General features: G+C 63.0%; 26 protein-coding genes. 16 read left to right on the top strand and 10 right to left on the bottom strand.

Annotation, left to right across the window (positions count from 1 at the left end; genetic code table 11):
* Nucleotides 1–166: 166 nt before the first annotated feature.
* Nucleotides 167–367 carry a hypothetical protein gene (locus tag IG169_RS22145; protein WP_210326156.1) on the top strand — a complete coding sequence of 67 codons (201 nt, stop codon included), beginning with the start codon at nucleotides 167–169 and terminating at the stop codon, nucleotides 365–367.
* Here the strand turns inward: IG169_RS22145 and dprA are convergent.
* From dprA to IG169_RS22125, 4 genes are read right to left on the bottom strand one after another with little or no spacing between them, the layout of a single operon-like run.
* Nucleotides 329–1,492: a DNA-processing protein DprA gene (gene dprA, locus IG169_RS22140; RefSeq protein ID WP_193178424.1), complete on the bottom strand. Its 1,164-nt coding sequence runs from the start codon at nucleotides 1,490–1,492 to the stop codon at nucleotides 329–331. The genes IG169_RS22145 and dprA overlap by 39 nt on opposite strands.
* Before the next feature lie 3 nt (nucleotides 1,493–1,495).
* Entirely contained in the window at nucleotides 1,496–2,104 is a 609-nt protein-coding gene (plsY, locus tag IG169_RS22135; protein WP_193178423.1) for a glycerol-3-phosphate 1-O-acyltransferase PlsY, read from the bottom strand.
* A 39-nt stretch (nucleotides 2,105–2,143) separates the two neighbouring features.
* Nucleotides 2,144–3,445 carry a dihydroorotase gene (locus IG169_RS22130; protein ID WP_246717505.1) on the bottom strand — a complete coding sequence of 434 codons (1,302 nt, stop codon included), beginning with the start codon at nucleotides 3,443–3,445 and terminating at the stop codon, nucleotides 2,144–2,146.
* Nucleotides 3,445–4,407 (bottom strand): aspartate carbamoyltransferase catalytic subunit, encoded by a 963-nt coding sequence (locus IG169_RS22125; protein ID WP_193178422.1) that lies wholly within the window; start codon nucleotides 4,405–4,407, stop codon nucleotides 3,445–3,447. The genes IG169_RS22130 and IG169_RS22125 overlap by 1 nt, the downstream gene beginning before the upstream one ends.
* Before the next feature lie 165 nt (nucleotides 4,408–4,572).
* On the opposite strand from IG169_RS22125, the gene IG169_RS22120 reads away from it, so the two are divergent.
* Nucleotides 4,573–6,204 carry an acyl-CoA dehydrogenase family protein gene (locus IG169_RS22120; RefSeq protein WP_193178421.1) on the top strand — a complete coding sequence of 544 codons (1,632 nt, stop codon included), beginning with the start codon at nucleotides 4,573–4,575 and terminating at the stop codon, nucleotides 6,202–6,204.
* Here IG169_RS22120 and IG169_RS22115 read toward each other — a convergent pair.
* Nucleotides 6,186–7,124, bottom strand: a complete 939-nt coding sequence (locus IG169_RS22115; protein ID WP_193178420.1) for an AEC family transporter — start codon at nucleotides 7,122–7,124, stop codon at nucleotides 6,186–6,188. The two genes, IG169_RS22120 and IG169_RS22115, sit on opposite strands and share 19 nt — an antisense overlap.
* A 155-nt stretch (nucleotides 7,125–7,279) precedes the next feature.
* Between IG169_RS22115 and IG169_RS22110 the strand changes: the two genes are divergently transcribed.
* Nucleotides 7,280–7,831, top strand: a complete 552-nt coding sequence (locus IG169_RS22110) for a hypothetical protein (RefSeq protein ID WP_193178419.1) — start codon at nucleotides 7,280–7,282, stop codon at nucleotides 7,829–7,831.
* Nucleotides 7,832–7,835: 4 nt separating this feature from the next.
* Complete coding sequence (locus tag IG169_RS22105) at nucleotides 7,836–8,174, top strand: DUF6105 family protein (protein ID WP_193178418.1); 339 nt, start codon at nucleotides 7,836–7,838, stop codon at nucleotides 8,172–8,174.
* Here the strand turns inward: IG169_RS22105 and ruvX are convergent.
* Entirely contained in the window at nucleotides 8,156–8,626 is a 471-nt protein-coding gene (ruvX, locus tag IG169_RS22100; protein ID WP_193178417.1) for a Holliday junction resolvase RuvX, read from the bottom strand. The genes IG169_RS22105 and ruvX overlap by 19 nt on opposite strands.
* 80 nt (nucleotides 8,627–8,706) lie before the next feature.
* Between ruvX and IG169_RS22095 the strand changes: the two genes are divergently transcribed.
* The 4 genes from IG169_RS22095 (at nucleotide 8,707) to gatA (ending at nucleotide 11,734) form a co-directional block, all read left to right on the top strand.
* Nucleotides 8,707–9,414, top strand: a complete 708-nt coding sequence (locus IG169_RS22095; RefSeq protein ID WP_193178416.1) for a metal-dependent hydrolase — start codon at nucleotides 8,707–8,709, stop codon at nucleotides 9,412–9,414.
* Between the two features lie 77 nt (nucleotides 9,415–9,491).
* Nucleotides 9,492–9,779 carry an Asp-tRNA(Asn)/Glu-tRNA(Gln) amidotransferase subunit GatC gene (gene gatC / locus IG169_RS22090; protein ID WP_193178415.1) on the top strand — a complete coding sequence of 96 codons (288 nt, stop codon included), beginning with the start codon at nucleotides 9,492–9,494 and terminating at the stop codon, nucleotides 9,777–9,779.
* Between the two features lie 6 nt (nucleotides 9,780–9,785).
* The gene (locus IG169_RS22085; protein WP_193178414.1) at nucleotides 9,786–10,256 is read left to right on the top strand and encodes a GNAT family N-acetyltransferase; all 471 of its coding nucleotides are present in this window, start codon (nucleotides 9,786–9,788) and stop codon (nucleotides 10,254–10,256) included.
* Complete coding sequence (gene gatA / locus IG169_RS22080; RefSeq protein ID WP_193178413.1) at nucleotides 10,253–11,734, top strand: Asp-tRNA(Asn)/Glu-tRNA(Gln) amidotransferase subunit GatA; 1,482 nt, start codon at nucleotides 10,253–10,255, stop codon at nucleotides 11,732–11,734. The genes IG169_RS22085 and gatA overlap by 4 nt, the downstream gene beginning before the upstream one ends.
* Before the next feature lie 46 nt (nucleotides 11,735–11,780).
* On the opposite strand, the gene IG169_RS22075 is transcribed toward gatA, so the two are convergent.
* The gene (locus IG169_RS22075; protein WP_193178412.1) at nucleotides 11,781–12,257 is read right to left on the bottom strand and encodes a hypothetical protein; all 477 of its coding nucleotides are present in this window, start codon (nucleotides 12,255–12,257) and stop codon (nucleotides 11,781–11,783) included.
* Between the two features lie 205 nt (nucleotides 12,258–12,462).
* Between IG169_RS22075 and IG169_RS22070 the strand changes: the two genes are divergently transcribed.
* Together IG169_RS22070 and IG169_RS22065 are read left to right on the top strand one after the other, a co-directional pair.
* Nucleotides 12,463–12,738, top strand: coding sequence for a hypothetical protein (locus IG169_RS22070; protein WP_193178411.1), 276 nt, complete (start codon nucleotides 12,463–12,465; stop codon nucleotides 12,736–12,738).
* A gap of 119 nt (nucleotides 12,739–12,857) precedes the next feature.
* A complete protein-coding gene (locus IG169_RS22065; RefSeq protein WP_193178410.1) occupies nucleotides 12,858–14,726 on the top strand; it encodes a PAN domain-containing protein in 1,869 nt (622 codons plus the stop codon).
* 116 nt (nucleotides 14,727–14,842) lie between these two features.
* Here the strand turns inward: IG169_RS22065 and IG169_RS22060 are convergent, their stop codons facing one another.
* Complete coding sequence (locus tag IG169_RS22060) at nucleotides 14,843–15,130, bottom strand: DUF6455 family protein (protein ID WP_193178409.1); 288 nt, start codon at nucleotides 15,128–15,130, stop codon at nucleotides 14,843–14,845.
* 213 nt (nucleotides 15,131–15,343) lie between these two features.
* Between IG169_RS22060 and IG169_RS22055 the strand changes: the two genes are divergently transcribed.
* The 3 genes from IG169_RS22055 to IG169_RS22045 all read left to right on the top strand — a co-directional run bounded on the left by IG169_RS22055 (nucleotide 15,344) and on the right by IG169_RS22045 (nucleotide 17,604).
* Nucleotides 15,344–15,490 (top strand): hypothetical protein, encoded by a 147-nt coding sequence (locus IG169_RS22055; RefSeq protein WP_193178408.1) that lies wholly within the window; start codon nucleotides 15,344–15,346, stop codon nucleotides 15,488–15,490.
* A 112-nt stretch (nucleotides 15,491–15,602) separates the two neighbouring features.
* A complete protein-coding gene (gene gatB, locus IG169_RS22050) occupies nucleotides 15,603–17,102 on the top strand; it encodes an Asp-tRNA(Asn)/Glu-tRNA(Gln) amidotransferase subunit GatB (protein ID WP_193178407.1) in 1,500 nt (499 codons plus the stop codon).
* A 13-nt stretch (nucleotides 17,103–17,115) separates the two neighbouring features.
* The gene (locus tag IG169_RS22045; protein ID WP_193178406.1) at nucleotides 17,116–17,604 is read left to right on the top strand and encodes a GNAT family N-acetyltransferase; all 489 of its coding nucleotides are present in this window, start codon (nucleotides 17,116–17,118) and stop codon (nucleotides 17,602–17,604) included.
* 145 nt (nucleotides 17,605–17,749) lie between these two features.
* Here the strand turns inward: IG169_RS22045 and IG169_RS22040 are convergent, their stop codons facing one another.
* Together IG169_RS22040 and IG169_RS22035 are read right to left on the bottom strand one after the other, a co-directional pair.
* Complete coding sequence (locus IG169_RS22040) at nucleotides 17,750–18,820, bottom strand: hypothetical protein (protein ID WP_193178405.1); 1,071 nt, start codon at nucleotides 18,818–18,820, stop codon at nucleotides 17,750–17,752.
* Nucleotides 18,821–18,886: 66 nt separating this feature from the next.
* Nucleotides 18,887–19,312: a hypothetical protein gene (locus tag IG169_RS22035; protein WP_210326138.1), complete on the bottom strand. Its 426-nt coding sequence runs from the start codon at nucleotides 19,310–19,312 to the stop codon at nucleotides 18,887–18,889.
* Nucleotides 19,313–19,400: 88 nt separating this feature from the next.
* Here IG169_RS22035 and IG169_RS22030 point away from each other — a divergent pair, with 88 nt between their 5' ends.
* Genes IG169_RS22030 through IG169_RS22020 form a run of 3 tightly spaced genes read left to right on the top strand, consistent with a single transcriptional unit; the run spans nucleotide 19,401 to nucleotide 20,924 of the window.
* Nucleotides 19,401–19,787 (top strand): DUF427 domain-containing protein, encoded by a 387-nt coding sequence (locus tag IG169_RS22030; RefSeq protein WP_193178404.1) that lies wholly within the window; start codon nucleotides 19,401–19,403, stop codon nucleotides 19,785–19,787.
* Nucleotides 19,774–20,442, top strand: a complete 669-nt coding sequence (locus IG169_RS22025) for a DNA-3-methyladenine glycosylase I (protein ID WP_193178403.1) — start codon at nucleotides 19,774–19,776, stop codon at nucleotides 20,440–20,442. The genes IG169_RS22030 and IG169_RS22025 overlap by 14 nt, the downstream gene beginning before the upstream one ends.
* Before the next feature lie 8 nt (nucleotides 20,443–20,450).
* The gene (locus tag IG169_RS22020) at nucleotides 20,451–20,924 is read left to right on the top strand and encodes a GNAT family N-acetyltransferase (protein ID WP_193178402.1); all 474 of its coding nucleotides are present in this window, start codon (nucleotides 20,451–20,453) and stop codon (nucleotides 20,922–20,924) included.
* Nucleotides 20,925–20,970 lie beyond the last annotated feature (46 nt).

Genomic DNA, 20,970 nt, shown 5'->3' with positions numbered 1-20,970 from the left:
GATAACCGCAAATACACGCATGGGTTGAAGCGAAGAGATTTGCAATCCTTAATAGTGGTGTTAAAGTCGGTCAGCAGGGCACGGCGCGGCGGAATCGCGCCTTAGCCGCCGAAGCGGCGCGCCTTGTCCGGCACCGGACTGAGCCGAAACCGCACAGGGGATTTGGGTGGTCGAAATCCGTCAGACCGATCGTGATCGGCTGGAATATGTCAGCGCCATGCTTGCAGAGTTGCGCCAGATGGCTGGCTGCGAAGAGTGCGGCATGCTGAGCTATCTGCTCGAGATGGCCTATATCGAGGCCCGCGACGTCATGGAGCGGGACGGCGCCTCAGGGCGTGGCCGAAACAAGCGAGACGCGGTTGCCTGAATGGCGCTCGATCCGCTTGGCGAGATCGAGTTCCAGGATGGCGAGGAAAACCTGGGCGGGCGTCATCCCCGTATGGCCGATGATGTCGTCGATATCGACCGGCGCCGGCCCGAGCAGCGACAGGATCTGCGCGCGCTGATCGTCGTCGGGCGGAAGCGCCATCGTCTCGTCGGGTTCGAACAGCGGCATCTGGCCTTTCGGTCCGGCCGATGCGCGCTCGTCGAGCGGTGACAGCGCCTCGATCACGTCTTCCGCTGACGTCGTCACGATCGCGCCGGTCTTCAGCAGCATGTTGGTGCCTTCCGCGCGCGGGTCGAGCGGCGAGCCGGGAACGGCAAAGACCAGTCTGCCGAGTTCGTTGGCAAGCCTCGCCGATATCAGCGAACCGGACCGCATCGCCGCTTCCACGACGACGAGGCCGAGCGACAGGGCCGCGATGATGCGGTTGCGGCGCGGGAAGTCGCGCGCCCGCGCCTCCAGGCCGAAAGGCTTCTCGGTGATTGACGCGCCGATGCCGCCATTTTCGATCTGTTCCAGCAGTTGAACGTTTTCGGGCGGCCAGGGCTTGTCGATACCGCCCGCGAGCACCGCCACCGTTCCGGTCGCAAGCGATGCTTCGTGCGCGGCGCGGTCGATCCCGCGGGCAAGACCGGAGACCACCGAGTAGCCAGCCGTCCCGAGATCGCGCGCCAGGCGCTGCGCCAGCTTGATCCCGGTCATCGAGGCGTTGCGCGCGCCGACAATTGCCGCGCAGTTACGCTTGAACACATCCGCATTGCCTTTGATCGTCACCAGCGGCGGCGCGAGATCGGTGACGCGCAGCATTGGCGGATAATCCGGCTCGCCCAGGCCGACGATGCGCGCGCCGTACCGGTCGACGGCCTCCAGTTCGCGCTCGGCATCACCCGCGCTGGCGATGCGTATCTTCCTGAGATGGCCGCCGCGCGCGGCGAGGTCGGGCAGCATTTCCAGCGCCGTTTCGGCCGAGCCGCAATGGTTGATCAGATCGCGGAATGTCGCTGGCCCGACATTGTCGGACCGGTAGAGACGCAGCCACGCGAGGCGTTGCCGGTCGGAAAGAACGAACTGGACCGGCTTGCCGCCTTTACCGTTCGCCTCCGCCACCTGTCAGGCTTTCTGGCCGATCTTGCTCTCCGTGCCGGCGAGCAGGCGGGCAATGTTTTGCCGGTGCTTCCAGAAGACGAGCGCGGTGAGGACGATATAGAGCATGCCGATCTCGGTGAGGCCGACAGAGAAGAGGGCGACTGTCGTCACCACGCTTGCCGTCAGCGCCGCCAGCGACGAATAGCGGAATATGGCGGCCATCGCGATCCAGGTGACGGCAAACGGCACCAGCGCATGCCAGGAAAAGCCCAGCGAAATGCCGGCGAAAGTCGCCACGCCCTTGCCGCCCCTGAACTTCAGCCAGACCGGATAGAGATGGCCGAGAAAGGCGCCGAGACCGGCGAGGACCGCGGCGTCAATGCCGAGGAAATGGTCGGCCATCAGCACCGGAACCATGCCCTTCAGGGCGTCTAGCAGCAGGGTCAGCGCGGCGAGTTTCTTGTTGCCGGTTCTGAGCACGTTGGTTGCGCCGATATTGCCGGACCCGATGGAGCGGATGTCGCCGAGCCCGGCCATTTGCGTCAGCAGCAGGCCGAACGGTACCGATCCCGACAGGTATCCGATGATGAGCGACAGAATGAGCGCGAATGGCGGTGTATCGGCGAAATCCATGATGCCCCGGCTGTCAGACGTTGGACCGTGTGTTGCGCTTTATGCGCTGTAAACGCGGTTGCCTGCAACCACCGTCTGCATCACCCGGCCGGTGAAGCGCGCGTCCTCGAAGGCGGTGTTCTTCGACCGCGAATGCAGCGTGTTGGCATCGAGCACCCAGGGCATGTCGATGTCGAGCAGCGTGAAATCGGCGCAAGCGCCTGGTTGAAGCGTGCCGGCCTCGATGCCGAGCAGCCTTGCGGGCGTCGTGGACATGGTTTCGATCAGGCGCGAGAGCGTCACGTCGCCATTGTGGACGAGGCGAAGACCGGCGGCGAGCAGCGTCTCGACACCGACCGCGCCATCGGCGGATTCCGAAAACGGCAGGCGCTTGGTGTCGACATCCTGCGGGTCGTGCGACGAGACGACCACATCGATCGTGCCGTCGCGCAGCGCCTCGATCATCGCCTGGCGGTCGTCCTCGTGGCGCAGCGGCGGCGAAAGCTTGAAGAAGGTGCGGTATTCGCCGACATCGTTTTCGTTCAGCGACAGGTGGTTGATCGACACGCCTGCCGAGACGGCGAGCCCCTTGTCCTTGGCCGCGCGGATCGCATCGGCGGACATCGCGGTCGATATCTTCGCCGCGTGGTAGTTGGCGCCGGTCAGCGCGGCGAGCCGCAGGTCGCGTTCGAGCGGCAGCACCTCGGCTTCGCGCGGAATGCCCGGAAAGCCGAGCCAGCTCGCAAACAGCCCTTCATTCATCACGCCGCCGGCCGAAAGATCCGCGTCCTGGGTTTCGTGCGCGATCATCGCGCCGAAATCCTTGGCATAGCGCATCGCGTTGCGCATCACCGCCGCATTGGCGATGGTCTGGTGTCCGTCGGTGAAACAGACAGCGCCGGCATCGAGCAGGATGCCGATTTCGGTCATCTCGGCGCCCCTGAGCCCCTTGGTGATCGCGGCGGCCGGAAAAACGCGGGTGATCGCCGTTTCGCGCGCCGTGCGCAATACGAACTCGACCAGCGCCACGTCGTCGATCACCGGATCGGTGTCCGGCATCATCACCAGCGAGGTGACTCCGCCGGCAGCAGCCGCGGCGCTTGCGGACGCGATGGTCTCGCGGTGTTCGCCACCCGGTTCGCCGATGAAGACGCGCATGTCGACAAGGCCCGGAACGATGACGAGCCCGGTGCAGTCATGCACCTCGGCGCCGTCCGGCACACCCTGGTTGAGCGCATCGGCGCCTGCCGCGGCGATTTTCCCGTCGATCACGATCAGCGTGCCGACGCCGTCATGGCCATGCGTGGGATCGACGATGCGGGCGTTCTGGTAGACGGCGGTGCCCTGATGCGGGGTCATCATCAGGCGGCCCTGCTTTCGTTCTTGCGCGGATCGAGCAGTGCCTCGATGATCGCCATGCGCATCGCGACACCCATCTCGACCTGCTCCTCGATCACGCTTTGCGGGCCGTCGGCGATCTCCGAGGCGATCTCGACGCCGCGGTTCATCGGACCGGGATGCATCACCAGCGCGTCCGGTCTGGCGAGCGCCAGCTTGGCCGCGTCGAGCCCGTAGTGGCGGAAATATTCGCGCACCGACGGCACCAGCGCCTGCGTCATGCGTTCGCGCTGCAGCCGCAGCATCATCACGACGTCCGCGTCCTTCAGCCCCTCCTTCATCGAGGTGAAGACTTCGACGCCCATCTGGGCGATTGCCGCCGGCATCAGCGTCGACGGGCCGACAACGCGCACCCGCGCGCCCATCGTGTTGAGCAGGATGATGTTGGAGCGCGCGACGCGCGAATGCAGGATGTCGCCGCAGATCGCGACGGTGAGCCCGTCGAGCCGGCCCTTGGCGCGGCGGATGGTCAGCGCGTCGAGCAGAGCCTGCGTCGGGTGCTCATGCGCGCCGTCGCCGGCATTGATCACCGAACAGCCGACCTTGCGCGACAACAGCGCCGCCGCGCCGGCCGCCGAGTGGCGGATGATCAGGATGTCCGGGCGCATCGCGTTGAGCGTCATCGCCGTGTCGATCAGCGTCTCGCCCTTTTTGACCGAGGACGAGGCGACCGACATGTTCATGACGTCCGCGCCGAGCCGCTTTCCCGCCAGTTCGAAGGAAGCCTGGGTTCGCGTCGAGGCCTCGAAGAACAGGTTGATCTGGGTGCGCCCGCGCAGGACCGACTTTTTCTTTTCGCGCTGCCGCGACACGTCGACATCGGTGTCGGCGCGATCCAGCAGCGTTTCGATATCGGGATAGGAAAGCCCGGCCATGCCAAGCAGGTGGCGGTGCGGGAAGATCGGGAAGTCGGTCTGGGCGCTCATCTCGAAACCAGCGTCTAGGCGCAATTGACGGACGCGGCAAGCGCGCGCTTGTCCCTTCGTGCCGTTTTCGCCAACTTATTCGATACGATGGTGCGTGGACCGGAGCCGGGTGATATCTGGTAGTGTCCCGTTCCGATCCGAGAATCAGCGAAGGCCCGAGTTCCAGTGACCGCCACCCACGACGTGACCAACCAGACCCCGCCGCTGTCCGGCAACGCGTTCCAGGACGATCCGCTGCTGCTGCAGGCGGCGTCCGGCGCATCCGACGCCCAGTTGCGGGAATGGCAGCAGATCGGCGCCTATGTGCGCTCGGCCGAAGCGGTCGATCTTGCCCGGCTTGCCAATGTCGAGATCCCGCGCCTCAAAACCCATGACCGGCAGGGACGCCGCATCGACAGGGTCGAGTTCCATCCCGCTTATCACGCCCTGATGCGCCGCTCGGCGGGCTGGGGCCTGTCCGGTTCGATCTGGGAAGCGCGGGATAAGGGCGCGGTTCCAGGCCACGTCCGGCGCGCGATCTCCTTTTACATGGTCGCGGGCCTGGAGACCGGCCATCTCTGCCCGATGACCATGACCAACGCGTCCGTCGCCGCGCTGACCGGTGCGCCCGACCTCGCGCGCGAATGGGCGCCGCGAATCGCCTCGCGGAAATACGATTCCTCGCAGCGCGCGCCCGTCGAGAAAGCCGGCCTGACCATCGGCATGGGCATGACCGAAAAACAGGGCGGAACCGACGTCCAGGCCAACACGACCGGCGCGAAACCCGAGGGTAAGGGATTCTACCGGCTGACCGGCCACAAATGGTTCATGTCCGCGCCGATGAGCGACGCATTTCTGGTGCTGGCCCAGGCGCCCGGCGGGCTGACCTGTTTTCTCGTACCGCGGCTCCTGTCCGGCGGCGAGCCGAACGGCATGCAATTCATGCGGCTGAAGGACAAGCTCGGCAACCGCTCCAACGCGTCCTCCGAGGCGGAGTTCCACGGCTCGATTGCCCAGGCGATCGGCGAGGAAGGCGACGGCGTGCGCACCATCCTGGAGATGGTAACGCTGACCCGTCTCGACTGCGCCGTCGCCTCCGCCGGCCTGATGCGCGCGGCGATGTCCGAGGCCGTCCACCATGCCCGCCACCGCATGGTCGGCGGCTCGGTTCTGGCCGAAAAGCCGCTGATGGTCCGCGTGCTCGCCGACATGGCCGTCGATACCGCGGCGGCGACCGCGCTGGTCATGCGTCTCGCCCATTCCTTCGATCACGCCCAGAACGACGAGCAGGAGTCCGCCTATGCGCGCGCCATGACGCCGGTCGTCAAATACTGGGTGTGCAAGGTGGCGCCGCCAATGATCGGCGAGGCGATGGAATGCCTCGGCGGCAACGGCTACACCGAGGATTTCGCGCTGGCGCGCCACTATCGCGAGGCACCCGTCAATTCGATATGGGAGGGCTCCGGCAACGTGATGGCGCTGGACCTGTTGCGGGTCTTCCGCCGGGCCCCGGAACTCTACGACGCGGTCCTCGACAATATCGCGCGCCATCTTGGCCCCCGCGCCTCGCGCACGCTCGATGTTCTCAATGCCGCCTTCGATCTCGCCCGCACCGATGAGGGCGCGACGCGCATCGTCGTCGAGCAGCTCGCGTTGGCCGCGGCCGCGGCGGAACTTTACCGAATGGGCGCTGGTCGGCTTGCCGACGCCTTCGCCGAAACCCGGCTCGGCGGCGCCTGGCGTTCGAGCTACGGCATGCTGGACAGCCGCTTCGACGCGGCCAATCTGCTCGACGCGCTCTATCCGCCCGAAAGCTGAGTGACGACGCCGAGCACCAGCGGGATCGACAGGAACGAGAAGGCCGTCTGGATTGTCGCGATGGCGGCGTAAAGTTCGGCGTCTCCGCCCATCTGGCGCGCCAGGACATAGCCGTTCATCGCCGTCGGAACGGCCGCGCAAAGCGCCAGATAGGACAGTTGCTGGCCATCGAGGCCCATCGCCAGCGCGATCGTGATCACCATGGCGGGAAAGACCGCGAGCTTGTTTGCGACCGCCAGCAGGACGGCCATGTTCGGACGCAATGCATCCTGCGGGCGCAGGCCGGCGCCGATCGCCATCAGGCCCATGCCGAGCGCGGCGCGCGCGACGAGATGCAGCATCTCCATGACCGGCCCGGGAAGGGAAAAGGGCAGGGACCGCATGATCAGCGCGGCCGCCGCCGCCAGAACCAGCGGATTGACCGCGATCTTGCGCGCCACGCCGCCGATATTCGGCGCCTTCTCGGTGAACCAGGCAACCGCGGCGACCGATTCGACATTGATCGGGATGATGACGATCGCCATCACCAGCGCGACCATGGCCGCGCCCTCCGGCGGAAACAGCTTTTCGGCGACCGCGAAGGCGAGGAAGCCGTTCCAGCGCACCGTCGTCTGGAACACCGACGAAAAGGCCGGACCGGTCAGTGACAACCGGTCACGCAGCAATGGCCAGACGGCGAGCGTCGCGACCGCGATCGCCGTGCCGGCGATGCCCAGTGCCACGACGATCACATCGAAGGTCAGCGCCGAGAAATCCGCCTGCACGATCGTCACGAATAGGAGCGCCGGATAAAGGACGTAGAAACCCATGACGTCGAGCCCGCGCCAGAATTCCACCGGGAACAGGGGAAGCCGGCGGAGCGCCTGGCCGAACAGGATCAGAAGGAAGATCGGCAGGATGGCGGCGAAGATGGCGAACATGCGCGGGAGGGCCTGTCGTGGCGGGAAAAGCCGTTCATGCACCACTGCGGCGGGGTGCGGCAAGGTCTGTCCACAGGCATTAACCTTAACAAAGGGTATACGTTGCGGCCAAAAACCATGCGGCCGATAGTCGGGCCAACTGCAATGGTGATGGTATGCGACGGTTTCTTCTCGGCAGTATCCTGTTTTCCTGGATTGCGTTCCTCGCGAGCGTGACCGTCGGCGGCCTCGGCCATGGCGGTATCGGCCTGCTGCAGGAATTGCAGCGCATGCTGATGGAATTTCCGGTTTTCCCGGTGACCTTCGAGACGGCCCGCGCGATTCTGACCGGCGTCGTGGTGGCGACGCTTTCCGTCACGCTGTGGGCGCTGATGATCGCGGTGACCTCGTCTGACGACGAACATCGCGAACGGGTGATGTCGGTTGCCGCCGGGTTCGGCCTGGTTCTCGCGGTGGCGTCGGTGTGGCTGATCGCCGCCGCGCTGAGCGGCGCCGGCGAGGCAGCGGGAATGCTTTTCGCCATCCAGGTGGCGACACTTCTGTCGATGTTTGCGGCGGGCGGCGTCGAATTCGCCTGGGAGGTCCTGCTGCCGGCACCGGCGCCTGAAACCGAGGAGGATGGCTTTGCCGCGCGTTTCGCGAAACACCTTGCGACATCGAGCGCAAGGCTTGCCGCGATGACGCAATCCGGCCGGGACGGGGAATAGATCGATGCGCTTTCTCTTCTGGTTCTGGTTGACGCCGCTGGTTCTGTTCTGGAGCTGGTTCGGCCTGTCCTATTACGACATCAATTTCGGCTTCCTGTTCCTGCGCCGCGAACTGCATGACCTTGTCTTCCAGATCTATGGCTCGATCCTCGGCGTTGAACCGTCCACTATCCCGGTCCTGTTCCTGAAAGCCTGCATCTTCGACACCTTTCTGATCTTCGGCATCATCGCCTATCGCAAGCGCGGCCAGATCCGCCAATGGTGGGCGGCGCGCCGCGGAGCCGGCGAGGCGATCTCCGAGAACCTCGACACGGCTGAGGCCGTTCAGGTTCCGGCGGAATAAATCCGGTCCAACGCACCCTGAAGGATAAAGGCCGCCGCCGCTGAATCGATGCGGTCGGCGCGCTTGGCGCGCGATACGTCCTGCTCGATCAGCGATCGTTCGGCGGCGACCGTCGACAGGCGTTCGTCCCAGAACGCGATCGGCAACTCGGTCTTGTTCGACAGATTGCGCGCGAAAGCGCGCGTCGCCTGCGCCCGTGGTCCTTCCGTGCCGTCCATGTTGAGCGGCAGTCCGAGGATGATCGCACCGGCATTCTCCTTGGCGAGCAACGCAAGCAGCGTGTCCGCGTCGGAGGTGAACTTGGTGCGCCGGATGACCGGGCGCGGCGTCGCCAGCGACAGGCCGCGGTCGCTGACGGCGACGCCGATCGTCTTGGTTCCGAGGTCCAGCCCGGCGATCACCTGGCCTTTGTCCAGGACGGACGAAATGTCCTCTATCGAGATTTCTGCCATGACCGGTGGTGTGTGTCCGTAATATGCCCTTATGTTGGGTTTCTATAGCGAATCCAAAGCCATTACGAGGAGGCAACGCGATGAAACTCACATGGTACGGCCATTCCGCTTTCCGCGTCGAAACCGGCGACGCGCAGATCCTGATCGATCCCTACCTGTCGGAAAATCCGTCCTGGGGCAGGGGCTGGGAAGAGGTGTCGGATGGTGTCACCCATGTTCTTCTCACCCATGGCCACGACGACCATCTGGGCGATTCGGTGCCCATTCTGAAGAAGACCGGCGCCATGCTGGTCGCCAATTTCGAAATCTGCATGTATCTCGTCGGCCAGGGAGTCGATCAGACAAAGATCAATCCCGGCAATGTCGGCGGCACGGTCGATTGCGGCGGTTTCACCACGACATTCGTGCGTGCGGAGCATTCCTCGTCGAGCCAGACCGGTGGCGGCGACAATGTCTATCTCGGCAATCCGGGCGGGCTCGTCCTGCATTTCCCCGACGCGCCGACGATCTACCACATGGGCGACACCGGGATGTTCTCCGACATGGCGCTGATTCAGGAACTGCACCAGCCTGATATCGGCATCGTGCCGATCGGCGATCGCTTCACGATGGGCGGCGCTGTCGGCGCGATCGCCTGCCGGCGCTACTTCGAGCTTTCGAAGGTCATTCCTTGCCACTACGCGACATTCCCGATGCTCGACCCGAACGCCGACACCTTCATTGCGGCGATGGAAGGGGACGCCGGAAAGGTGATCGTGCCGGAGGTCGGCAAGGCGTTTGCGCCATAACGGCTTGCGCGGCGTGTTGCGCCGCGCAATTCCGCCCGCTATAGCGGGCAAAACCGACATTCCTCCCGGAGAATTCCATGTCCGTTGACCTTGCCACCGTCAAGCGCGTCGCCAAACTCGCCCGCATCGCCGTCACCGACGAGGAAGCGGCGAAAATGGAAGGCGAACTCAACACGATCCTCGGTTTCGTCGAGCAGCTGGACGAAGTTGACGTATCGGGCGTCGAACCGATGACTTCCGTCATGCCGATGGAGATGAAGAAGCGCGCCGACGTCGTGACCGACGGCGGCAAGGCTGACGACATCACCGCCAACGCGCCCGAGTCGGTCGATAATTTCTTCCTCGTCCCGAAGGTGGTGGAGTGAGCCGGTATGGCAATCACCATCGCCCGAGAGACGCCGCTGCAGGAAGATGTGCGCGCGCTGGTCGCGGCGCTGAACGCCTATATGATTCCGCTAACACCGCGCGAATTCCAGTTCCAGCTCACGGTGGAGCAGATGGCTGAACCGGGTGTGACCCTTTTTGTCGCCCGGGAGGGCAACGGCAGGGCGGTCGGCATGGGCGCGCTCAAGAAGCACGATGCGTCCCTGGGCGAAGTCAAGCGTATGTACACGCCGCCGGAGATGCGTGGCCAACGGATCGGCGCACAAATTCTCGGCCGCATCGAGGCGCTGGCGCGCGAAAGCGGCCTTTCGAGCCTCAAGCTGGAGACCGGGGAAGCGCCCGGTTTCGAAGATGCGTGGCGGCTCTACGAGCGAGGCGGCTTCTCCCAATGCGGCGCCTTTCTCGATTACCCGGATTCCGGTTTTTCCCGTTTCTATGAAAAAAAGCTGACAGCATGACCGAACTCACCCGCCTGACCATTGCAGAAGCCCGCGGCAAGCTCTCGAAAAAGGAGATTACCGCGACCGAACTGACGGACGCCTATATTGCTGCCATCGATGATGCCAACGGCGCTCTGAACGCCTATGTCGCCGTGACGCCGGACAAGGCGCGCGCCATGGCCAAGGCATCGGACGAGCGGATCGCCAAGGGCGAGGCGGGGGCGCTGGAAGGCATTCCGCTCGGCATCAAGGATCTCTACGCGACGGAAGGCGTGCACACGCAGGCCTGCAGCCACGTTCTCGACGGTTTCAAGCCGCGTTACGAATCGACCGTCACAGCCAATCTCTGGGCCGACGGCGCTGTGATGCTCGGCAAATTGAACATGGACGAGTTCGCCATGGGCTCGTCCAACGAGACGTCGTTCTATGGTCCGGTCAAGAATCCGTGGCGCGCCGAGGGCGGTAACAAGGATCTGGTCCCCGGCGGCTCGTCGGGCGGTTCGGCCGCAGCCGTCTCCGCGCATCTGTGCGCCGGCGCCACAGCGTCGGATACCGGCGGCTCGATCCGCCAGCCGGCCGCCTTCACCGGCACGGTCGGCATCAAGCCGACCTATGGACGCTGCTCGCGCTGGGGCATGGTCGCTTTCGCCTCCTCGCTCGACCAGGCGGGCCCGATCGCGCGTGACGTGCGCGATGCTGCGATCCTGCTGAAGTCGATGGCCTCCGTCGACGACAAGGACACGACCTCCGTTGACCGCCCGGTACCCGATTACGAGACGTCGGTCGGTCAGTCCGTCAAGGGCATGAAGATCGGCATCCCGGCCGAATACCGCATGGACGGCATGCCGGAAGAGATCGAGAAGCTCTGGCAGCAGGGCATCGCCTGGCTGAAGGACGCCGGCGCCGAGATCGTCGACATCTCGCTGCCGCATACGAAATACGCCCTGCCGGCCTATTACATCGTCGCGCCGGCCGAGGCCTCGTCCAACCTGGCGCGTTACGACGGCGTGCGCTACGGGCTGCGCGTCCCCGGCAAGGACATCATTGACATGTACGAGAAGACCCGCGCCGCCGGTTTCGGCGACGAGGTCAAGCGCCGTGTCATGATCGGCACCTATGTGCTGTCGGCCGGCTACTACGACGCCTATTACCTGCGCGCCCAGAAGGTCCGCACGCTTATCAAGCGCGACTTCGAGACCGTCTTCGATGCCGGCGTCGACGCTATCCTGACGCCGGCGACCCCGTCGGCTGCCTTCGGCATCGCCGATCAAGATCTGCATGCCGATCCGGTCAAGATGTATCTGAACGACATTTTCACCGTAACGGTGAACATGGCCGGACTGCCGGGCATCGCCGTTCCCGCCGGTCTCGACCATCAGGGCCTGCCGCTCGGCCTGCAGCTGATCGGCAAGCCGTTCGACGAGGAAACGCTGTTCCGCGCCGGTCACGTCATCGAACAGGCGGCGGGCAGGTTCACGCCGGAGAAATGGTGGTAGGCACGCGCGGAGCCGGGGCCGAATGATGATGGTCTCCGGCGCGTCGCTACATCGTCCCGCGCATGCTGAGAAAGCCGTTCGGCGCGGGATCGATACCGCATTTGCGCAAGACACGTGTCGCCGTTACGCTGGTCCCGTGCAGATCCGCCACCTGCGTTCCCGCAGCGCCGGACGCGGGTTTTGACGACATCTCCGACGGGGTGAGCGCTGCAATGGCCGCCTCGCGGTCGGACCCGCTGAGCAAGCGCAGATTCTTGTCGAAACATTCGCAGGACAAGGTGATTTCGGCATTGGTCTTGCCGAGGGCGTGGCGGCCGTAATCGGCGATGCAGATGCCGTAATCGGGGCCGCGCACATAAACGCGCCCGTCGAACTTGCGCATCGTGCTGCGGAACATGTCGCTTGCGTCGGATGTCACGACCTTGACCGACGGCACGGTTCCGCTCGCGCTGAAATAGGCCAGCCCGCCACCAAGCGCGCCTGATGCGAGCATCACACTGATAACGACGACCTTGAAACTCACAACAACTCCCGTATTCTCCCGGGAATATCCCCCAATCAAGTGAATAAATCCTTGAGCGAATCATTCATGCTTTGCCGTTACCGTTAAAGAGAATGGAAATACATGTTCCGAAAGCGCCGCAGCGGCGCACCGGCGATGCAAAACGGCGTTCGGCTTGATTGTTTTCGGGCAAACGGCGACCTTCGCCTGAAACCGGAGACATGCCATGGCCACCGACGTGGATTTGCTGATCGAGGCGCTCGACCATCTCAGGGCAGGCGGGTTCGAAACCGGCCCGCACTGGAAAAGGGCGCACGAAATTTGCCAGGCGCGCGAAGGCATTGCCGATTTCGACTGGGTGCACGCGCTCTGTCATCGCATCGAGGGCGACGACTGGAACGCCGACTACTGGTATCGCCGTGCCGGCCGGGCGCGTGGTGCCGGCACGATTGCCGAGGAATGGGCCGATTTGAGGCAGGCGCTGTCCGGCGGTGCAGGGTAACGCGGGACGCCGCGTCTCCGCCGCGGGAAAACCGCCGCTGTGCATTTTCGCGCACACGTCGCACGACAATTCCGCAAAGTAGGCTAACATTCGGCCATCAAGGCATCGAAGGAGGCGTCATGTTCCGCAAAGTGCTGGCAGCCGCGGCTGTATTATCCATCCTCGTCGCCGGTTCGGCTGTTGCCGCCGACAGGGCCATCATCGTCATGGACGCGTCCGGCTCGATGTGGGGGCAGATAGACGGCAAGACCAAGATCGAGATCGCCCGAGAAACGCTTGCCGGCGTCCTGCCGTCCATTCCCGACGACATGGAACTCGGCCTGATCGCCTATGGCCATCGCGAAAAGGGCGTCTGTTCCGATATCGAGGAGATTGTCGCACCGGCGCCCGGCACCCGGGACGCAATCGCCAAGGCCGTCAACGGCCTCAATCCCAAGGGCAAGACGCCGTTGTCGGACGCGGTCCGCAAGGCCGCGCAGGCACTGAAATACACCGAGGACAAGGCGACGGTCATTCTCATCACCGACGGGATCGAGACCTGCGAGGCCGATCCCTGCGCCGTCGCCAGCGAGCTCGAGAAAGCGGGCGTCGATTTCACCGTCCATGTCGTCGGTTTCGGCCTGTCGGAGGAGGAGGGCAAACAGGTCGCCTGCCTCGCCGAGAACACCGGCGGCCGCTACCTGCAGGCGAAAGACGCCGCCGAACTGACCGACGCGCTGACCCAGACGGTCGCCGCACCGCCCGAGCCGAGCTTCAAGATCGGCGAAGGCATGGAGGACGGCATCGACCGGCCCGGCAACGACTATCGCAGCCTGGACCTCGCGACGGCGGATCCCGCGCTCTGCCAGTCCGAATGCGCGGGCGACAACGAATGCGTTGCATGGACCTTCGTGAAGCCGGGGATCCAGGGAGATAACGCTCGCTGCTGGCTGAAGAAGCCGGCGCCCGAACAGGTGAAGGACGCGTGCTGCATCTCCGGCAAGATCGAAAAGCGGGCGACGCTGCACGACAACGTCACGTTCAAGGCGATTCTCGCCGAGGGCGGACCTGATTATGATCTCAACGGCCGCTGGGATTTCTTCCCGTTGGAAAACGGCGCGCCGGCGAAGAAGTCTGTCGAGGGCGGCTATGACACGTCGTTCACGACCACGCTGCAGCCCGGCAGCTATCTTCTGCGCTACCGCAAGGACATGGTCACGGTCGAAACGGCCGTCGAGGTCACGGAGGGCGAGGCGATCAAACGCGACCTTCCGCTCGGCGCCGGCGTCGTCTCGGTTTCGGTCCTTCCCGACGATGGCGCCGACGTCGACAAATCCGCACGCTTCGACATCGAATCGGGCGACAAGAAGGATGGCGGATATGGCAGCGGCACGATGGTCGTTCCGGCCGGCGATGTCCGGCTCTCCGCGCGGCTCGGCAAGGCCAGCGCCGAGGAAAGCGTCGCGCTCGCGCCCGGCGAAATCGTCGACCGCAAGATCGTTGTCGGCATCGGCATCGTCGCGATCGACGCCGTCTATGCCGAGGGCGGGCCGGCGGTCGAGGGGAGCGGTCTGCGCGTCGATGTCCTGTCGGCGAAGAAGTCGCTCGACGGCAAGCGCAAGCAGCTCGACGGCGGTTACGGCCCCGGCAACCAGTTCAAGCTGCCGCCCGGCGACTACATCGTGCAGGCCCGGCTCGACAAGGCGATCGCCCAGCAGCCGGTCACGGTGACGCGCGGCGAGATGACCGATGTCGTCGTCAATCTCAATGCCGGCGTGCTTTATGCGTCTGCGCCCGGTGCCTACCGCATCGACGTGTTCGAGGCCAAAACTGACCTGCAGGGCAAGCGCAAGCAGCTCGACGGCGCCTATGGCGAGGAATACCAGATCACGCTGAACCCGGGCGACTATCTCGTCGTCGCGACGATGGGCGACAATGCCCAGGGCGAGAAGAAGGAAACGCAAGCCACCATCACGGCCGCCGAGCGCACCGAGGTGAAGGTGGAGTAGCGCGAGGCGCGCCGGCTGGGACAAAAGCAAAGCCCCCGGATCTGGGTCCGGGGGCTCTTTCCTCGCTTCCGGCTATGCAGGGAGGCAGCAGGATGATTTGCCGGAAGCGCGAAGCTTTATGCCGCCTGAAAATCGTTTTCGGCCTCGATATCGTGCTTCAGACGCTCGAACATGTCGTGGTTCTTGCAGAAATAGGGCGCCTCGGCCGGCTCTTCGTTTTCCGCCAGCCATGTCATGCAACTGTCCTCGCGTCCGCACTCGGCGCAACGCGCCTGTGCCCTTTTCATCACCTCCTTGGCATGCGGCCGCGACGCGATCGCGTCGCCCAGACCGAGCTTTTCCACCATGACGTGGAACAGCTTGCCGCGTTCGGGCGCTTCGAAGAAATGGCGCAAGGACAACATCGGTATCTCCCCTCGATTGAGCCGGATTCTGCCCGATATCTTTCAATCGTTCCGGGCCTCCCACATTGATCGAGATCAAGCGCGATGGCGCGACATGGTCCCGGTCGGCGCCACGCTCGAACTCCGCCATTGACGGCCATCCGAATGTTTCCCACCAATGGCAAATCGAGTATCACGGTACGCAGCATCAGGATCCGAACGAGGCCACCAGTCATGAATCGCAATGTTCTCTATATCGTCATCGGCGTACTCGCGGTCGCCGCCGCGGTCCTGGGCTATCAATATTATCAGGAGCGACAGAAACCCTCCGGCATCAACATCAAGGTCGGAGAGGGGGGGATTTCCATCCAGACCGACTAGCGCGCATTCCCGCACGGCGTGAACGCCCGTATTCGGGAAAACGCGACTTGCGGGCAATATTGCGTTGCACTATCGAATGGATGAAGAGTCCCGAGAAGAAAACAAGCACCTCATGTCACTCATCGATACACGCACTCCCGATCCCAAACGCTTTGTTCCCGGCGCGACCGGAGACTGGGAAATCGTCATCGGCATGGAAGTCCATGCCCAGGTGATTTCCAATTCGAAGCTGTTTTCCGGCGCCTCGACGGAGTTCGGCTCGGAACCGAATGCCAATGTCTCGCTGGTCGACGCAGCCATGCCCGGCATGTTGCCCGTCATCAACGAGGAATGCGTCAAACAGGCGGTGCGCACCGGCCTCGGCCTGAAGGCGCAGATCAACAACCGCTCCGTCTTCGAACGCAAGAACTATTTCTTTCCGGACCTGCCGCAGGGCTACCAGATCTCGCAGTTCAAGGATCCGATCGTCGGCGAGGGCAAGATCATGATTTCGGTCGGACCGGACAGACAAGGCGAGTTCGAGGATGTCGAGATCGGCATCGAGCGCCTGCACCTCGAGCAGGACGCCGGCAAGTCGATGCACGACCAGCATCCGACCATGTCCTATATCGACCTGAACCGCTCCGGCGTGGCGCTGATGGAAATCGTCTCCAAGCCTGACCTGCGCTCCTCCGACGAGGCCAAGGCCTATATGACCAAGCTTCGCTCGATCGTGCGCTATCTCGGCACCTGCGACGGCAACATGGACGAGGGCTCGATGCGCGCCGACGTCAATGTCTCCGTGCGCAAGCCCGGTGGGGAGTTCGGCACGCGCTGCGAGATCAAGAACGTCAACTCGATCCGCTTCATCGGCCAGGCGATCGAGTACGAGGCGCGCCGCCAGATTGGCATTCTGGAGGATGGCGGCTCGATTGATCAGGAGACGCGGCTGTTCGACGCGGTCAAGGGCGAGACCCGCTCGATGCGCTCGAAGGAAGAGGCGCACGATTACCGTTATTTCCCCGATCCCGACCTGCTGCCGCTCGAATTCGACGACGCGTTCGTCGCCGCGCTCGCCGAGCATCTGCCGGAACTGCCGGACGAGAAGAAGGCGCGGTTTGTTTCTCTTGGGCTTTCTGCCTATGATGCCTCCATTCTGGTCTCGGAGAAGGCGATCGCCGACTATTTCGAAAAGGTGGCCGACGGGCGCGACGCGAAGGCGGCGGCGAACTGGGTGATCAACGATCTGCTCGGCGCGCTAAACAAGGCTGGCCTCGGCGTCGAGGAGACACCGGTATCGCCGGCACAACTCGGCGGCATCATCGATCTCATCAAGCAAGGCACGATCTCCGGCAAGATCGCCAAGGATCTGTTCGAGATCGTCTGGAACGAGGGCGGGGATCCGGCCGATGTGGTCGAGGCCCGCGGCATGAAGCAGGTCACCGACACCGGCGCAATCGAGGCGGAAGTCGACAAGATCATCGCAGCCAACCCCGACAAGGTCGAACAGGCCAAGGCCAAGCCGTCGCTTGCCGGCTGGTTCGTCGGCCAGGTCATGAAGGCGACAGGCGGCAAGGCCAATCCGCAGGCCGTTCAGGGCCTCGTGAGATCGAAACTGGGCATCGAGGACTAGGAGGACCCGCGCCATGTGGTTACGGACGGCATCGCTGGAGGATTTGGAGACCATCAGCGCCATGTTGTCCGAGACATGGCACGACACCTACGACGCGATCTACGGCAAGGAGAAGGTCGCCGAACTGACTGGCTCCTGGCACTCTGTGGCCGCGCTGAAGCAGCGTCTGTCCAAGCCGCGCTCGGAATTCATCGTCTGCGACGACGGCGCCGAAATCTCCGGCATGGCCTTCGTCAGCCAGATCGATTCCGAAACCTCGATGCTGCACCAGCTCTATGTCCGCCCGTCGGCGCAGGGCGCGGGCGTCGGCAAGATGCTGCTGATCGAGGTCGAGGCCTGCTTCCCCGATGTCCGCAAGATCCGCCTCGAGGTGGAGGAAGCCAATGACCGCGCCGTCGCCTTTTACGAGCGCAATGGCTTCAAGCAGGTCGGTACGACGCCCGATTGCGGCGTCAAGGGCTCCGGCATTCCCGCCGTCATCATGGAAAAGGTGATCTGGTAGGCGCGGGCCGTTTACCTTCTACACGCCACTTATGCGGGGAGTAATTTCCATTTGAGGGATAAAACCTTTGCGGTTTTTCCGAGGTCGCTAAAGGCCGCTTCCGATATGCCCCCCATTCGAATTCTTTATCGCAGTGTCGGGGCTACTAGTCTCCCTCTTCCATGTTGGCATTTCTCACCTCGCCCTCTTCGTCAAATAGAAATGAGACGCGGCCTGTCGCTATGATTTCGAGGGCCTCTTTTCCGGACCTGCCATCGACAATTATTCCTTCCGCGAGATTGCCAAGAGCGCCGGCGAACATTCGTCCGAAGATGCTAGGCTCATAGTCGTAAATTTCCAGAACTGGAAGATCCACAGTAATTCTAGGTTTCTTATCAGGTCCAAAAAACTCTGTCCGAAATTTAGGGCTTTTCTTGATGTGAATATTAGCGGTTAGGTGTCTCGCGTAAACTTCGCGCAACTGGATTGCAGATATTGGGTGTGGCAACTTTTTTAACTTCTCACTCAGCATTCCTCCCGTAGCTCCGCAGTCGTCTAGAACATAAATAAGAGCAATATCTTTAATCTGAATAAGGAGGGTGCGGCCCGCTAAATTATCAGCATAATCAAACGGGGTCTCCTTTTTGGAGGCGTCCAATTGTAAGATGACAAGAGTTCCATAAACATCCCTGTCAATCTGAACGCCAGCCGTTGCAGCGCGGGCCACGGCATGTATGTGATGTAATTCGCTTAACTCATATTGATCGCCGATCATTCCATTGTCTTTGCGATGATCGGGCGAAATTCTATTCCGAAAATCTTTTAAGTGAACCTTCAAGAATATTAGGGACAGCCAGCCGCAAACCTTTTCATGACCGCCGCTTCTTAAGTACTCTAATAAGCTATCATAGCCACCCATAACTACTTTGCTTATCGGTGTCTCGTATATATAGGCGAGCAGGCCATTGCATTCCTGGCAGCAGGAGATCTTATATGTACTGTACCTTGCCTCGGCGCCATTTGGTAAATTTAAAGTCTCATCGTGTATTCCACAGTGCCTTAGCAACCAGTTAGGGAAGACGTGCTCACTATTGAAGCGATTGCTGAGAGTGGCGCCGCAGACAAAGCAATGCCCACGTTGACAGACCTCATTTTTGAACCGTTCAAACGAGAAGAATATTGTTCGGCCGTCTAAATCTTTAGCGGTTCCGTCTGGTTCGACAACATAGGCCTTCACCGGCAGTCTTTCCGTCAAGGGGAAATTACTAGCATTGCCAGTATTACATTCGGATGGAAGCCTTTTCTAGGGGGTGATAGTCACAATTCCCTCCGGGTCGTAGACCTGCACTACCGTGCAGGCAATCAGGTAGTCGCGTTCGTTCATGTCGCACAAATGGGATGCGGCGGCCTTCGCGATCGCTTCCGACGGCATGCCGCAGATCACCTCGTGCCAGTGCGGGCCTTCCTGGTGCTGCACGAAGATGTCGACGCTCCAGCCGGCCGGCTGGCACCAGTTGGTGCGGACACAGTCCGCGTCGGCGGCGCCGTTCTCCATGCATTGCTTGACCGCGCAGGCGAATCCTTCTTCCGGCGTCGCGCCGGTGCACACGCCGCCGCCCTGTTCGGGCGCCTGCACGAAGGCGATGCCCTTCGGCCCGTCCTGTGCCAATGCCGGTCCGCACAGGGCGAGGGCGGCGGAAACCGCCATGAGGGGAAATCGCCTGGACATGCCGCTCTCCTGTTCGTGATGGGCCGAGGCTAGCACGGCGGCGAAAAGCGGAATACCGTCCCGCCGTTGGAGATGCGAGGAAGAAGAAATGACGCGCCTGACCATCCATAACCCGGACAACGACGCCCACTTCATGCGCATCAAGCCGGTCAAGGCGACGGTGCGAATCCGAAAGGGCGGAATGACAATTGCCGAAACGACGCAGGCGTTGCGTGTCCTCGAGACCGGCAGGGACGTCTACGATCCGGTGCTCTACATACCGCTCGATGACGTTATCGCTCCGCTCGAGCCGCTGCAGGACAAGAGCACCCATTGTCCGCTCAAGGGAGATGCCTCCTATTTCAGCCTGAACGGCGAGGAGATCGCCTGGACCTATGACCGCCCATTCGAGTGGTCGGAGCAGTTGCGTGGCCATGTCGCGTTCTGGCCGCCCAAGGTGACGATCGAGGAAGTCGGTGACGATGCGCTCGTTTGAGGAGATTTTCGCCATCGCGGCGGATCGCAAGGGCGGCGCGGATGCGCTCGAAGCATTGCTGGAGCCGCCGTTGCAGGCATCCGATCTGGCCGCGATTCCCGACGACCGCTGGCTTGCCTGCGCGGCGAAATGCATCTTCAACGCCGGTTTCAACTGGAAGGTCGTCGAGGCCATGTGGCCGGGCTTCGAGCAGGCCTTTGAGGGTTTCGATCTCGGCCGTTGCGCCATGCTGAACGACGACGACATTGCCCGCCTGTCCTCCGACAGCCGCATCGTGCGCCACGGCACCAAGATCCGGTCGGTGCAGGAAAATGCGGTCTTCTTCCGCGAACTCGCCGCCGAACACGGGTCCGTCGGCGGTTTCGTCGCCAACTGGCCGGCGGAGGACTATGCCGGACTTCTCGATCTCCTGAAGAAGCGCGGTTCGCGCCTTGGCGGCAATACGGGCCAGTATTTCCTCCGCTTCATGGGCGCGGACAGCTATGTCCTGTCGCGCGACGTCGCCGCCAGGCTGATCGCCGAGGGCGTGGTCGACAAGGAACCGACCTCGAAAGCGGCGATGAAGTCCGTGCAGGCCGCCTTCAACGGCTGGGCCAAGGAATCCGGGCGGTCGATGAAGGAGATCAGCCGGACTTTGGCGATGAGCATCGGTTAGGAACGCGCTTGCTGCAATCCGACGACAATCCGGTCATCCGCGATGCGGTCGAGGCCGACATACCCGCGCTTGCGGCGATCTTCGCCGCCGACGACAAGGGCGGCCACGGCGACACGGCCGATCCCGCTTTTCTGCCGGCCTATCTCGCCGCCTTTCGCCGCATCGAGGAAAGCCCGGACAACCGGCTTCTGGTGATCGAGGCCGACGGCGCCGTCGTCGGCACCGCGCAGATAACCTTCATCACCACGCTTACCGGACGCGGCTCCACCAAGATGACGATCGAGGCCGTGCAGGTGCGCGGCGACATGCGCGGCAGGGGGTATGGCGAGGCGCTGATGCGTCATTGCGTCGAACTCGGGCGCGCCGAGGGCGTCGGCCTGGTCGATCTGATGTCGAACGCGGTGCGCACCGGCGCGCATCGATTCTACGAACGGCTCGGCTTCGTGAAGTCGCATGCCGGCTTCAAGATGAAATTGCGCTGATTTGCGCGCCGCATCGGCTTGCATTCGCCCTTTCGCAGCGCCATAA

It is taken from the genome of Oricola nitratireducens, from assembly GCF_014904745.1.
Classification (GTDB): domain Bacteria; phylum Pseudomonadota; class Alphaproteobacteria; order Rhizobiales; family Rhizobiaceae; genus Oricola; species Oricola nitratireducens.
Note: the sequence above shows the minus strand (reverse complement) of the source record. Positions and strands in the feature narration are given on the sequence as shown.